The sequence below is a fragment of the Vibrio sp. 2-1-2a genome (assembly GCF_032648565.1).
GTDB lineage: Bacteria > Pseudomonadota > Gammaproteobacteria > Enterobacterales > Vibrionaceae > Vibrio > Vibrio diabolicus.
Window position 1 is genome coordinate 97,533 of sequence record NZ_WBOH01000008.1, and the last position, 13,534, is coordinate 111,066.

A 13,534-nucleotide genomic window follows, 5' to 3' on the forward strand; every position below is an offset into this window, starting at 1 on the left:
CAGTTTCTGAAATCGAACCTTCAACGGAAAGGCCGAACGCAAATTTTGAAAGATAAACGCCTACTCGGTGTGTTTTTTCATCTCATTGTAAAGGCTAGTGCTATGCTTACGTAAACGTCAAGAAATCGCAGTATGAAAGTTTGTCAGTGAGAAAGGGCGATAAAGACTGGCGTAGCACTTGGTAAGCAATGTCATGCAAGGGCGTTATCAGTCAGTCTAGTGTTCACATATACCCCAAGGGAATGCGAATCATGGAAAAAGACATCTGGATTGTCAGCGCGAAAAGAACGCCGATCGGGCGCTTTCAAGGAAAGTTGCAAACTTACTCCGCTCCCCAATTAGGCGCACTGGCGATCAAGGCGGCAATGCACGAAGTGAATGTGACATCTGTAGATGAAGTCTTCATGGGATGTGTGCTCCCTGCGGGTTGTGGGCAAGCCCCGGCGAGACAAGCGGCAATTGGTGCGGATTTACCCATGAGTGTAGGGTGCACGACTATCAATAAAGTGTGTGGTTCCGGCATGAAGAGCGTCATGTTGGCGCACGATCTTATCAAAGCTGGAACGATTCGAACGGCCATTGCTGGTGGTATGGAGAGTATGACCAATGCGCCGTATTTATTGAAAGAGGCGAGAAAGGGAATGCGCATGGGCCACCAGTCGACGTATGACCACATGTTTCTCGATGGATTGCAAGATGCGTACGAAGGGCACTTAATGGGTGTTTATGCTCAGCACGTCGCAGACAGGCTTAAGTTCACCAGAGAGCACATGGACGAATGGGCAGTGATGTCGGCAAAACGCGCGTTGGAAGCTCAAGAGCGAGGCTTATTTGCCGACGAGCTGTCACCGATTGAATTCAACACCAAGTCTGAACAAGGAACGCTGGATTACGATGAGCACCCGCGCTCGGTTGATCTGGATAAAATCCCTCAACTCAAACCTGCATTCGATAAAAAAGGCACGGTGACCGCTGCTAATTCGAGTGCGATTTCCGATGGCGCTGCAGCGCTTGTTCTAATGGATGAAGAGACTGCGATCCACCAAGGTCTTGAGCCACTCGCCGTTATCAAGTCTCACGCCACACACGCCAGAAAACCTGCTGAATATACTTTGGCTCCCGTTTATGCGATTGAACAGTTGTTGTCCCAATTGGATTGGTCAATTGACGAAGTGGATCTGTGGGAAATCAATGAAGCCTTTGCTGTCGTGACACAAATCGCGGTAGCAGAACTTGGGCTTGATATACGCAAAGTCAATATTAAAGGCGGAGCGTGTGCACTCGGGCATCCGATAGGCGCAAGTGGCGCACGAATTCTGGTGACATTGATTCATAGTTTGCGTCAGCTACAAGCTTTAGGTACCGACGGTGATCTAGACGCCAAAAAAGTGATGCGAGGCGTTGCGTCACTTTGTATCGGTGGTGGAGAGGCAACGGCGATAGGCATTGAAATACCGCTTTAATTGAAATCAGAAAGGAGTAAATGATGACTCGTTTAGTTCCCTTGTTTATTGGTGGAGAGTTTCGTGAATCTCAAACTTCGGATTGGATCGAGGTGACCAATCCTGCCACTAATGATGTCATTGCGTACGTTCCCTGCTCAACGGACCACGAGATGGAAGCCGCCATTGATAATGCGAAAGAGACATTCCAATCCTGGAAGGAAGTGGCAGTATCCGAGCGTGCCAGAGTCATGCTTCGTTATCAGCACCTTCTCAAAGAACATCATGCTGAGCTTGCCACACTGCTTTCTCATGAAACGGGTAAGATTTTAGTGGATGCTAAAGGCGATGTGTGGCGAGGCATAGAGGTGGTTGAGCAGGCTGCAAACATTGCCAGCAATATGATGGGCGAAACCGTCGAAAACGTTGCCACGGATATTGATAGTTACTCAATGATTCAGCCCCTAGGTGTGTGTTGCGGTATTACGCCGTTTAACTTCCCTGCCATGATTCCGTTGTGGATGTTCCCAATCGCTATCGCGGCGGGTAATACGTTTGTGCTCAAACCTTCCGAACAAGTGCCGTTGACCTCTATTCGTTTAGCCGAACTATTTGAGCAAGCTGGCGCACCGAAAGGAGTGTTGCAAATTGTTCATGGTCGCAAAGACCAAGTCGACTTTCTGCTGGCTCATCCTGACATTCGAGCGGTGTCATTTGTTGGCTCGGTTCCTGTTGCCCGTTATATCTACACCACGGGTACGAAACACTTTAAACGCGTTCAAGCTTTTGCTGGTGCTAAAAATCACATGGTGATCATGCCTGATGCGAATAAAGAACAAGTGGTGAATAACCTAGTGGGGTCCTCCGTTGGGGCGGCGGGGCAACGCTGTATGGCGATTTCTGTTGCGGTATTTGTCGGCGATTCAAAACAATGGATTACAGACCTCAAACAGGCAATGGCGAAAGTACACCCAGGGCCTTGGGACGATGAGCAAGCTGCTTATGGCCCACTCATCAGTGAACAAGCTAAACAACGCGTATTGGACCTAATTGAAGATGGCAAACAACAAGGCGCAGTGTGTGAACTGGATGGCAGTCAGTGTGAAGTGGAAGGCTTTCCCGATGGAAACTGGATTGGCCCAACCTTGTTTAGCGGTGTAACAGCGAATATGTCGATTTACACCCAAGAGATATTTGGCCCCGTTTTGGTTTGCATGGAAGTGGATACGTTACAAGAAGCCATTGAGTTAGTGAATCGCAACCCATACGGGAACGGCACTTCCATTTTTACGGCTAATGGCGCTGCTGCAAGAAAATATCAGCATGACATTCAAGTTGGTCAGGTCGGGATCAATGTGCCAATTCCAGTCCCTTTACCATTTTTCTCCTTTACTGGTTGGAGAGGCAGTTTCTATGGTGATTTACATGCGTATGGTAAACAAGCGGTACGTTTTTATACCGAGACTAAAACGGTGACGGCACGTTGGTTTGATGACGATATTCCAACGGGGCCTAATTTGACCATCCAACTGCGCTGAGTGAATAGAAGGAGCTTTTATGGACTTTGAACTTAATGAAGATCAACGTGCATTTGCCGATACCGCTCAGCAATTTGCCGATGAGTGTTTAGCGCCGATGGCGGCGGAGTGGGATGAAAAACAGATCTTCCCCAAAGATGTATTGAGAGAGGCGGGAGAACTGGGGTTTCTCAGTCTCTACACTCCAGAAGCGCAAGGTGGCCTAGGGCTGAGTCGCTTAGATGCTTCAATTATCTTTGAACAACTGGCCATGGGATGTACGTCCACTACGGCGTTTATGACGATTCACAACATGGTCAGTTGGATGATAGCCAGTTTTGCTACCGATGAAGCCAAAACGCAGTTCTGTCCGAAATTAGTTACGGGGGAGTGGTTAGGCTCCTATTGCTTAACTGAGCCCAACGCAGGATCAGACGCCGCTGCACTGACCACTTCCGCTACAAAAAAGGGAGATAAGTATGTCCTCAACGGTGGCAAAACCTTTATCTCTGGCGCAGGAGAGACAGATGTTTTGGTCGTGATGGCGAGAACCGGAGAAGCGGGGGCCAAAGGCGTGTCTGCATTTGTTGTTCCTGCTCAAACAGATGGTATCAGCTATGGGCGCAAAGAACCCAAAATGGGTTGGAACAGCCAACCAACACGAGCGGTTACTTTTGAAAATGTCGTTATTCCAGCTAGCCATTTACTGGGCGAAGAAGGGCAAGGTTTTGTCTTTGCGATGAAAGGGCTTGATGGAGGGCGTATAAATATTGCGACCTGCTCCGTCGGTACGGCGCAACAGGCCCTTAATCAGGCGGCACGGTATATTCAAGAACGTAAGCAGTTCGGCAAGCCGCTTGCGCAGTTTCAAGCCTTACAATTCAAATTGGCAGACATGGCGACAGAGCTAGTGGCTGCGCGGCAGTTGGTGCGCTATGCCGCCAGTAAGCTCGACCGAAATGACCCAGATGCCACGGCTTATTGCGCGATGGCAAAACGGTTCGCAACCGATGTAGGCTTTCAGGTTTGCGACCAAGCGCTGCAGCTTTATGGCGGCTATGGTTACATCAAAGAGTATCCAATGGAGCGTCATTTCAGAGATGTGCGTGTGCATCAAATTCTGGAGGGAACGAACGAAATTATGCGCTTGATCATCGCGCGCCGTTTGCTCTCTGAGGAATCGGCCTTGCTGTAGCGAAGTATTGGATTTGCTCATTGAGAAAGGATTCAGATATGCCATTAACCCAAGAAGCCATTCAACATACGATCACTAATCACGTTGCGGTGGTGACAATGAACAACCCGCCAGCCAATACGTGGACAGCAGAGAGCCTCAAGGTACTGAAGTCGCTGATACTCACACTTAACAATGATAAGCAGGTCTACGCACTGGTTTTAACCGGCAGTGGAGAAAAGTTTTTCTCTGCTGGTGCTGATCTCAAGCTATTTTCTGATGGTGACAAAGCGGTTGCGTTAGACATGGCGCGATGCTTTGGTGAAGCTTTTGAAACGCTCTCGGAATTCCGTGGTGTTTCCATTGCCGCGATTAATGGTTACGCCATGGGCGGAGGTTTAGAAGTGGCATTAGCTTGTGATATTCGAGTAGTTGAAGAGCAAGCGGTACTTGCTTTACCTGAAGCCAAAGTCGGACTTTTGCCCTGCGCTGGCGGTACCCAAAACCTCACAGCGTTAGTAGGAGAAGGCTGGGCAAAGCGCATCATTTTATGTGGAGAACAAGTTAGCGCTGACAAAGCAAAAGAACTAGGCTTGGCTGAGGAGTTGGTTCCCAAAGGCGAAGCGTTAAGTAAAGCGTTGGAGCTTGCTGAATCTGTTGCGAACCAGTCACCATCTTCTGTCGCCGCATGTAAGGCGCTCATTCAAAATATGCGCTCTGCGCCACTTAAGCACGGCTTAATGAAAGAGCGAGAGTTGTTTCTGAATCTTTTTGATACGGAAGATCAAGTTGAGGGTGTTCGCGCCTTTTTAGAAAAACGCCCACCGCAATGGAAAAACCGATAGGAGGCCACATGGCAGGGATGGTAACCATTAGTGAAATAGAGTGCTTAGATGGCGTGCACCGCATTGGTATCGCAACGTTAGACAACACCGCATCATTGAATGCATTGACGTATGACATGTTGGTCCAACTCAACGATCAGCTTATCAAGTGGCAAGATGATCCGCATGTGACTTGTGTGGTACTAACCGGCGCTGGAGAAAAAGCATTCTGCGCTGGTGGCGATGTTCGAGCTATGTATCACGTCATGCATAACGAGAGTAAAGAAAAAATCGTAGAGTTCTGTACGGACTATTTCTCGTTGGAGTATGAGTGTGACTATCTCATCCACACTTACAACAAACCTATTATCGGCTGGGGAGAAGGTATTGTCATGGGTGGTGGGATGGGGCTTTTTATGGGAACCAGCCACAAAGTTGTGACAACAACATCACGCCTTGCTATGCCAGAAATCAATATCGGACTGTATCCTGATGTGGGAGGTACGTGGTTTTTAAGCCAGATAGATCCGCAAGTGGGTTTATTCCTCGGATTGACAGGTTCAATGGTGAATTCAAGTGACGCTGTCACCATTGGTTTGGCCGATTGGTTACTGTTGGAAGAGCAGTATCCCACCTTACTGGATGAGCTAAAGCGGCTCCAGTGGGGCAAAGAAGATGCGAAAGAGTTGGTAACTGCGCTACTACAATTAATGGAAGAACAGGTTATTGATAGCAAACCAACCACGCAAATTTGTCCATACTTAGATCAGATAGAGGAAGCGTGCAAAGGCTTTGATCTTAATGCAATAGCACAGCGAATCATGGCTATCGAAGGGAACAGTCAGTGGATAGAAAACGCGAAACAAACGTTCGCCGCGGGCAGTCCAATCACCGCGCATATTTGCTTCAGACAAGTGAAAGAATACCACAGCTTACCGCTTGCAGATTGCTTCCGCTTGGAGCTGAGTTTATCGGTTCGCAGCGCCTTATTAGGTGAGTTTAAAGAGGGCGTCCGTTCTCGGCTTATTGACCGGGATGGCGAACCTAACTGGATGTTTAACAGTGTCAGTGAAGTCGATGAAGATGTCATCGATACCTTGTTTACCTCACTTTGGGCGGATGACGAACATCCGCTTGCTGATTTGGGTGAACAAACACTAGGTCAATAAGGAGAATGATCATGAGTACCATCGCATTTATCGGTTTAGGAAGAATGGGGCATCCGATGGCGCAAAACTTATTAGCGTCTGGATTTAATGTGCAAGTATTCGATGTCGATAGCGAAGCGGCAAAGCAACTTGCACCTTTTGGTGCGGTGGTGGCGAGCTCTATCGAGGAAGTCGTGGATGGCGCAAGCACAGTCATCACGATGCTACCAGCAGGTTCTCACGTTCGTTCCGTGTATCTTGGCGACTTACACGGCGGTGTAGGTGTCCTCAATCTTGTCTCGCCAAGTACCTTGATGATTGATTGTTCAACCATTGATCCGGACTCTGCGCGATTAGTCGCCAATGAAGCGGCAAATAAACGCGTGCTGTTTGTCGACGCGCCCGTTTCGGGTGGTGTTGCCGGCGCTAAAGCGGCGACATTAACCTTTATTGTTGGTGGCTCGGATGAAGCGTTTTCTAAAGCCAATGCCATTTTGCAGTACATGGGCAAAAATGTTTTCCATGCCGGTAAAGCGGGCGATGGTCAAATGGCAAAAATTTGTAATAACCTTATGCTCGGCATTTTAATGTCTGGTACGTGCGAGGCGCTAAATCTAGGTATCGATCATGGGCTCGATCCCAAAGTGTTATCAAACATCATGCTGCAAAGCTCTGGCCGAAATTGGGCATTGGAGCTTTACAACCCTTGCCCAGGCGTGATGGACAGTGCACCAGCCAGCAACGATTACCAACCGGGCTTTATGAGCAAACTCATGTTGAAAGATCTCGGTTTGGGGTTAGATGCGGCGTTACAAACACACTCTTCGGTTCCGATGGGCTCACTGGCGCGTAATCTATATTCTTTCCACAACGCGAGCGGCCACGGCGAGCTCGACTTCTCAAGCTTGTTTGAGTTTTACAAGAGTAAGAAAGGCTAGACTGAGTTTTGCTACAAAGCCGTCTGAAATGGTGAAGTAAAACTCATCATTTCGGACCACCTAAACAGGTTTGAAATAGGGAACATTATTAGCGATGGAGTGCAGTAACTATGGATATTAAAAATAGTGTCATTGCCATTACAGGTGCAGGGCAAGGACTTGGGCAAATGATGGCAATTACGCTTGCTCAAGCCGGTGCAGATTTAGCGTTATTAGATGTAAACGCTAGCGGTTTAATGGAAACACAAGAGCAGTGCCGGATGCTGAGTGCGAAAGCTTTGACTTATCAAGTGGATGTAACGAGCGAAATCGACGTTGAAACCACGTTTGACGCGGTTATCCAAGATTTTGGCCAACTCAATGGGCTAGTCAATAACGCTGGCGTGCTAAGAGATGGGTTACTTGTAAAATCAAAAGACGGCGTGATCAGTAAGATGTCTTTGGATCAATTCAACTTGGTCATGAACGTTAACGTGACAGGAACATTTTTGTGTGGGCGTGAAGCTGCCGTCAAGATGATTGAGAGCGGTTCACAAGGCGTTATCATCAATATTTCTAGTGTCGCGAGAGCAGGGAATATCGGTCAAACCAATTATTCTGCATCTAAAGCGGCGGTCGCAACCATGGCGACAACGTGGGCCCGTGAGTTAGCAAGATACGGTATCCGCGCGGCGGCGATTGCACCAGGTGTGGTACATACCGCGATGGCAGAGCAAATGAAACCAGAAGCCATAGAACGGCTAGAAAAGATGATCCCAATTGGAAGGATGGGTGAAACAAGTGAAATCGCACATGCAGTAAAATACATTCTTGAGAGTGATTACTTTACTGGCAGAGTTTTAGAAGTGGATGGAGGCATTCGTATGTAAAGCCCTAGGGTTAGGCCCCACAGACCGGAATGACAAGCTTCTTTTCCTTTCAACATTTCCTATTTTTTCCGAGAGCCAGTTCTGGGCAACGTAAGTGTGTTTATTACTCATGTTTGGATTCGCCCTGCGAATGGTTTGCCAAAAGTAAATAATGAGAAGTAAATACCACTCAAATACTAAGTGAAATCATTAGTTTGACATTGATCACAATTTTCCACTTTTAATTTCCCCTTCGTAATCAAGCTATCTATGTAAATGCAGTTGATAGTCAGTCTCATCAAAATGAATTTGCAACTGTCTGTTTCAAAAGACATTAACTGTGAAGCACGTGAAATTCGTGTTGAGGTTAATCTCCTATTTTAAGTGTGTGGGTTTCATTAATGGAAGGTTAGTTTCCAGTTGTGGCTAATGAGCTTTAACTTTTTACTCCTCATAATGCGCCAAATGTAACATCGTGTTTCAAAGTGTAACAATAAACTTACACTAATAGTGTGGTTTTGATCTCCACTCAATTCCGTTTTGTTTCGCTCTGATCCCGACGTTACTCATGCTCAACACATAAACATTCTAATGACTATAACAACTGGTTCTTAGCTTGATACCAATCGTAGCAAGTAATTGTTCATTCTAGCTGGTTAAGATGCTTGATAACGGCGCTGAAAAATTTGTAAGTAGAATAACTACTTATCAAAATTTTTGCCTTTTTATCAAACATTTCCCCTGCGCTGTTTCTGAGCTCTTATTTACTGTGATTGGCATTTGTTTTGAAACCAGACAACCATCGAGAAAGTTAATGGAAGCCTCAAGATATAAACGCATCTTGTCGAGGGGAAGTTTGGCGTCCGTCATACTTATGCTCTCAGGATGTAATTCAGCTTTACTTGACCCCAAAGGTGCCATTGGTGTGCAGGAAAAAGAGCTAATTATTACTGCTCTTTTGCTGATGTTGATCGTTGTAATCCCTGTGATTTTAATGACGATTTACTTCGCTTACCGATACCGCGCCTCTAACACTGAAGAAGAGTACGCTCCCGAGTGGTCACACTCGACCAAAATCGAAGTGGTGGTATGGACAATTCCAATCATCATCATTGCGATTCTTGCGACGATCACATGGCGTTCGACTCATGAACTAGAGCCCTCCAAACCATTGGAAAGTGATGTTAAACCAATGACCATCGAAGTGGTGTCACTCGATTGGAAATGGTTGTTCATCTATCCAGAAGAAAACATTGCGACGGTGAACTATGTGGCGTTCCCGAAAGACGTGCCAGTACAGTTCAAACTGACTTCGGACAACATCATGAACGCGTTTTTCATCCCTCGCTTAGGTACACAGATCTACGCGATGCCAGGCATGGTTACCAAGCTCAACCTGATAGCGAACCACGAAGGTGACTACAAGGGGTTTGCATCGAACTACAGCGGCGAAGGCTTTTCGCAAATGAAGTTCACAGCTTCAGCAATGTCTGATCGTGCTGCGTTCCTAAATTGGGTGCAGAAAGTGAAGGCGAGCCCTGATCGTATTGAAGATTGGGAGCAATACAGCTCACTGGCAGCGCCAAGTATCGCAGAGCCAGTCACTTTGTTCTCTAGCGTTCCTCCGTTCTTGTTCACCGACGTTGTGACTCAGCATCCTGGTTCAATGAACTGTTTGCCTGAAAACCAAGGATAATCGTAATGTTTGGAAGATTAACTCTTGATTCAGTTCCATTCCACGAACCTATTATCGTCATCACCTTAGCGGTTGTGGCGCTGGTTGGTTTAGCCGTAGTTTACGCGGTAACTAAAGCCGGAAAGTGGCAATATTTGTGGAATGAATGGTTTACTTCAGTAGACCATAAAAAACTTGGCTTCATGTACATCGCAGTAGCGATGGTGATGCTTGTTCGTGGTTTTGCTGACGCAGTCATGATGCGTAGTCAGCAACTCCTTTCTTCTGCGGGTGAAGCAGGTTACTTACCACCGCATCACTACGATCAAATTTTTACTGCCCATGGCGTGATCATGATCTTCTTCGTAGCGATGCCATTGGTTATTGGTCTGATGAACATCATCGTGCCATTACAGATTGGTGCGCGTGACGTAGCTTTCCCGTATCTGAATAACTTGAGCTTCTGGCTGTTTGTTGTTGGTGTCATTCTAACAAACATGTCTCTCGGCTTAGGTGAATTTGGTCGCACCGGCTGGCTAGCGTATCCGCCGCTTTCAGGTATTGAGGCCAGCCCAGGAGTCGGGGTCGACTATTGGATTTGGGCGCTGCAGATATCAGGTGTCGGTACGACGTTAACAGGCGTGAACTTCTTCGCGACCATTTTGCGTATGCGTACACCGTCTATGCCAATGATGAAGATGCCAGTTTTCACTTGGGCGTCTCTGTGTGCAAACATTTTGATCATCATTTCATTCCCAATCCTAACGGTGACTATCGCTCTGCTAACGCTGGATAGATACCTAGGCATGCACTTCTTTACCAATGATCTTGGCGGCAACGTAATGATGTACGTCAACCTGATTTGGGCTTGGGGCCATCCAGAAGTGTACATTTTGATCTTGCCAATTTTTGGTGTGTTCTCAGAGGTCACCGCAACCTTCTCACGTAAAAAGTTGTTCGGTTACACATCGCTAGTTTGGGCTACCGTAGTTATCACGATTCTTGCGTTTGTCGTTTGGCTACACCACTTCTTTACGATGGGATCTGGCGCGAACGTAAATGCCTTCTTCGGTATTGCCACGATGATTATTTCTATCCCAACAGGGGTGAAGATCTTCAACTGGCTATTCACCATGTACAAAGGCCGCATCCGCTTTACGACGCCAATGATGTGGACAGTGGGCTTCCTGATCACCTTTACTGTTGGTGGTATGACGGGCGTACTAATGGCTGTTCCGGGCGCAGATTTCGTTCTGCATAACTCAGTATTCCTTATCGCTCACTTCCACAACGTTATCATCGGTGGTGTGGTGTTTGGATGTTTCGCTGCGATCACTTACTGGTTCCCGAAAGCGACAGGTTTCACAATGAATGAAACTTGGGGCAAACGCGCGTTCTATCTTTGGATTATTGGTTTCTTAATGGCGTTCCTACCGCTTTACGCGCTGGGCTTTATGGGGATGACTCGTCGTTTAAGCCAAGACATCAACCCTGAATACTTCCCACTGTTATCGATTGCCGCAGCAGGTACGGTTGTGATCGCGCTGGGCGTATTGTCTCAGTTCATCCAAATTTACGTGAGTATCCGTGACCGCGAGCAAAACCGTGACCTAACTGGTGATCCGTGGGGTGGTCGTACTCTTGAGTGGGCAACATCGTCTCCACCGCCGTTCTACAACTTTGCACACCTACCAAAAGGTGATGTGCTGGATGCCTTCTGGTACCAGAAACAAAGTGGCGAGTTCGATCCAACTAAAGAAGTGGAATACGAACGTATTCATATGCCAAAAAACACGGCAACAGGCATCTACGTGTCGGCTTGGTCGCTCCTATTTGGCTTCGGCATGATTTGGTACATCTGGTGGCTAGCGGCAGCAAGTTTGGTCGGTATTATCGTGACGTGTATTCAGCACAGCTACAACGATGACGTGGATTACTACGTGGAAGTTGAAGAGATCAAAGCAATTGAGGCCGAGCGTCGAGCTCAGCTTGAAGAAGCGAAGAAAAACTCAGTGAAAGACAGCGAAAGTAAAGATGATCTGGAGGTGACGTATGCAAACTAATCTCGCAGCACATCACGACCATGATCACCACCATGACACGAATGGCAACAAGCTATTTGGCTTTTGGGTTTACCTGATGAGCGACTGTGTATTGTTTGCGACCTTGTTCGCGACATACGCTGTGCTGTCGAGCAATTCAATTGCGGGCCCAACAGGTAAAGACATTTTCGAACTCCCATTCGTGTTTGTCGAAACCATGCTGCTGCTGTTTAGCAGTATCACATTTGGTTTTGGCATTATCGCGATGAAGCGCAACAACGTTGCTGGTCTCAAACGTTGGATGTTAGTAACGTTCGCACTTGGTCTTGGTTTTATCTGTATGGAGGTCTATGAGTTCCATCACCTTATTGAAGAAGGCTATGGCCCACAAACAAGTGCATTCCTATCGGCATTCTTTACGTTGGTTGGTACGCACGGCCTGCACGTAACCTTTGGTCTGATTTGGTTAGCGGTAGCGTACCATCAACTGTCGACGAAAGGTCTGAACGACAATATGGCAATGCGCTTTAACTGCTTAAGCCTATTCTGGCACTTTCTAGATATCGTTTGGATTTGTGTCTTTACCATCGTTTACTTACTGGGGGTAATGTAATGGATCAACATGCAGAAACCAGTGCGTCAGATTACGTGAAAGGCTTCATTGCCTCACTGATTCTGACGGTAATTCCGTTCTACTTTGTTTGGACGAAATCATTACCAGATACAACAACCTATGCGATTCTATTTGGATGTGCATTAGCGCAGATATTTGTTCACTTCAAATACTTCTTGCACATGGAAACAAAAACATCCGACGGACGTTGGAACCTTGTATCACTGATGTTTACCGCCATTGTTGTACTTATCCTTATCGCAGGCTCGGTATGGATCATCTACAACATGAACGTCAACATGAAGTTGTAGGCCAAGGTATGCTGAAAAGTTATTTGTCTATCACCAAACCGGGCATTATTTTCGGCAACCTGATTTCTGTTGCGGCGGGGTTCTTCCTCGCCGCAAAAACAGAACCAGCCAGTCTAATGTTGTTCGTTACAACGTTAGTTGGTGTGGGGTTAGTCATCGCTTCAGGTTGTGTGGTGAATAATATTTTCGATCGTGATATCGACCAAAAGATGGCACGTACACGAAATCGTGAAACAGTGAAAGGCAACATCAATATCGATATTGCGTTTGTTTATGCACTTGCTTTATTGCTGGTAGGAACCGCACTGTTATTTATCCGAGTGAACCCACTATCCGCTGTCGTCGTTTTGCTTGGCTACGTGTATTACGTGTTCTTTTACACGATGTGGTACAAACGTAACTCGGTGTATGGAACCTTAGTGGGAAGTATTTCAGGTGCAGTCCCGCCATTAGTGGGTTATTTAGCGGTAACAAACTTTATTAGCTTGGAAGCGATTTTACTCTTTACCATGTTCTGTCTCTGGCAAATGCCGCACTCGTACGCGATTGCCATGTTCCGCATGCAAGACTACCGAGAAGCCGGGATTCCCGTATTACCAGTTAAAGAGGGCATTCATAAAGCGCATCGACACATGAAAGCGTATGTCGTGGCGTTTGGGGCCGTATCGTTGGGGTTATTTTTACTTGGTGAAGCTGGGTATGAATACTTAGCGGTTGCGGCGGTCGTTTGCTTTATGTGGACGAAAGTGACTTTTCGCAGCATTGATGACAGCAACTACATCGCTTGGTCAAAGTCGGTGTTTAAAGTCTCACTGCTAGTGGTGATGGGGATCAGTGGTGTACTAGGATTAGAGCTTATTCCGTTGCCATTTATTTATTGAGTTTGAAATTCTTTAATATCACTTCCATGTAGCTCCCATTCTGAGAGCTACATGCTTTGCTAGACTCGAATTCATGCCTAAAAGAGATAATATGATTATCCCTTTTTACTATGGTCGTGGT

At 46.8% G+C, this 13,534-nt stretch carries 12 protein-coding genes; all 12 read left to right on the plus strand.

Features of this window, described 5'->3' with window-relative positions; translation table 11 throughout:
* Positions 1-251 precede the first annotated feature (251 nt).
* The 12 genes from F7Y48_RS19340 (at position 252) to cyoE (ending at position 13,413) form a co-directional block, all read left to right on the plus strand.
* The gene (locus F7Y48_RS19340) at positions 252-1,463 is read left to right on the plus strand and encodes a thiolase family protein (RefSeq protein WP_316685286.1); all 1,212 of its coding nucleotides are present in this window, start codon (positions 252-254) and stop codon (positions 1,461-1,463) included.
* A gap of 23 nt (positions 1,464-1,486) precedes the next feature.
* Entirely contained in the window at positions 1,487-2,980 is a 1,494-nt protein-coding gene (locus F7Y48_RS19345) for a CoA-acylating methylmalonate-semialdehyde dehydrogenase (RefSeq protein ID WP_316685287.1), read from the plus strand.
* Between the two features lie 19 nt (positions 2,981-2,999).
* A complete protein-coding gene (locus F7Y48_RS19350) occupies positions 3,000-4,154 on the plus strand; it encodes an acyl-CoA dehydrogenase family protein (RefSeq protein WP_253645048.1) in 1,155 nt (384 codons plus the stop codon).
* Positions 4,155-4,192: 38 nt separating this feature from the next.
* Positions 4,193-4,978 carry an enoyl-CoA hydratase gene (locus F7Y48_RS19355; RefSeq protein ID WP_005390981.1) on the plus strand — a complete coding sequence of 262 codons (786 nt, stop codon included), beginning with the start codon at positions 4,193-4,195 and terminating at the stop codon, positions 4,976-4,978.
* A gap of 8 nt (positions 4,979-4,986) precedes the next feature.
* Positions 4,987-6,126: an enoyl-CoA hydratase/isomerase family protein gene (locus F7Y48_RS19360; RefSeq protein ID WP_085343638.1), complete on the plus strand. Its 1,140-nt coding sequence runs from the start codon at positions 4,987-4,989 to the stop codon at positions 6,124-6,126.
* An 11-nt stretch (positions 6,127-6,137) separates the two neighbouring features.
* Positions 6,138-7,043 carry a 3-hydroxyisobutyrate dehydrogenase gene (mmsB, locus tag F7Y48_RS19365; protein ID WP_005390978.1) on the plus strand — a complete coding sequence of 302 codons (906 nt, stop codon included), beginning with the start codon at positions 6,138-6,140 and terminating at the stop codon, positions 7,041-7,043.
* Positions 7,044-7,153: 110 nt separating this feature from the next.
* Positions 7,154-7,912 carry an SDR family oxidoreductase gene (locus F7Y48_RS19370; protein ID WP_065646176.1) on the plus strand — a complete coding sequence of 253 codons (759 nt, stop codon included), beginning with the start codon at positions 7,154-7,156 and terminating at the stop codon, positions 7,910-7,912.
* A gap of 793 nt (positions 7,913-8,705) precedes the next feature.
* Positions 8,706-9,587 carry a ubiquinol oxidase subunit II gene (gene cyoA / locus F7Y48_RS19375; protein WP_005388604.1) on the plus strand — a complete coding sequence of 294 codons (882 nt, stop codon included), beginning with the start codon at positions 8,706-8,708 and terminating at the stop codon, positions 9,585-9,587.
* 5 nt (positions 9,588-9,592) lie between these two features.
* Entirely contained in the window at positions 9,593-11,629 is a 2,037-nt protein-coding gene (cyoB, locus tag F7Y48_RS19380) for a cytochrome o ubiquinol oxidase subunit I (protein WP_005375781.1), read from the plus strand.
* Positions 11,619-12,221 (plus strand): cytochrome o ubiquinol oxidase subunit III, encoded by a 603-nt coding sequence (gene cyoC / locus F7Y48_RS19385; RefSeq protein WP_164665711.1) that lies wholly within the window; start codon positions 11,619-11,621, stop codon positions 12,219-12,221. The genes cyoB and cyoC overlap by 11 nt, the downstream gene beginning before the upstream one ends.
* Entirely contained in the window at positions 12,221-12,532 is a 312-nt protein-coding gene (cyoD, locus tag F7Y48_RS19390; protein WP_316685288.1) for a cytochrome o ubiquinol oxidase subunit IV, read from the plus strand. Before cyoC ends, cyoD begins: the two co-directional genes overlap by 1 nt.
* Complete coding sequence (gene cyoE, locus F7Y48_RS19395) at positions 12,493-13,413, plus strand: heme o synthase (RefSeq protein WP_031780178.1); 921 nt, start codon at positions 12,493-12,495, stop codon at positions 13,411-13,413. Before cyoD ends, cyoE begins: the two co-directional genes overlap by 40 nt.
* Positions 13,414-13,534 lie beyond the last annotated feature (121 nt).

What these genes read in the sequence shown, in the direction of transcription:
- F7Y48_RS19360 (WP_085343638.1), top strand. Translation starts at nt 4,987, where the DNA reads ATGGCAGGGATGGTAACCATTAGTGAAATAGAGTGCTTAGATGGCGTG.
- cyoB (WP_005375781.1), top strand. Translation starts at nt 9,593, where the DNA reads ATGTTTGGAAGATTAACTCTTGATTCAGTTCCATTCCACGAACCTATT.
- F7Y48_RS19340 (WP_316685286.1), top strand. Translation starts at nt 252, where the DNA reads ATGGAAAAAGACATCTGGATTGTCAGCGCGAAAAGAACGCCGATCGGG.
- cyoA (WP_005388604.1), top strand. Translation starts at nt 8,706, where the DNA reads ATGGAAGCCTCAAGATATAAACGCATCTTGTCGAGGGGAAGTTTGGCG.
- cyoD (WP_316685288.1), top strand. Translation starts at nt 12,221, where the DNA reads ATGGATCAACATGCAGAAACCAGTGCGTCAGATTACGTGAAAGGCTTC.
- F7Y48_RS19355 (WP_005390981.1), top strand. Translation starts at nt 4,193, where the DNA reads ATGCCATTAACCCAAGAAGCCATTCAACATACGATCACTAATCACGTT.
- F7Y48_RS19345 (WP_316685287.1), top strand. Translation starts at nt 1,487, where the DNA reads ATGACTCGTTTAGTTCCCTTGTTTATTGGTGGAGAGTTTCGTGAATCT.
- F7Y48_RS19370 (WP_065646176.1), top strand. Translation starts at nt 7,154, where the DNA reads ATGGATATTAAAAATAGTGTCATTGCCATTACAGGTGCAGGGCAAGGA.
- cyoE (WP_031780178.1), top strand. Translation starts at nt 12,493, where the DNA reads ATGGATCATCTACAACATGAACGTCAACATGAAGTTGTAGGCCAAGGT.
- F7Y48_RS19350 (WP_253645048.1), top strand. Translation starts at nt 3,000, where the DNA reads ATGGACTTTGAACTTAATGAAGATCAACGTGCATTTGCCGATACCGCT.
- cyoC (WP_164665711.1), top strand. Translation starts at nt 11,619, where the DNA reads ATGCAAACTAATCTCGCAGCACATCACGACCATGATCACCACCATGAC.
- mmsB (WP_005390978.1), top strand. Translation starts at nt 6,138, where the DNA reads ATGAGTACCATCGCATTTATCGGTTTAGGAAGAATGGGGCATCCGATG.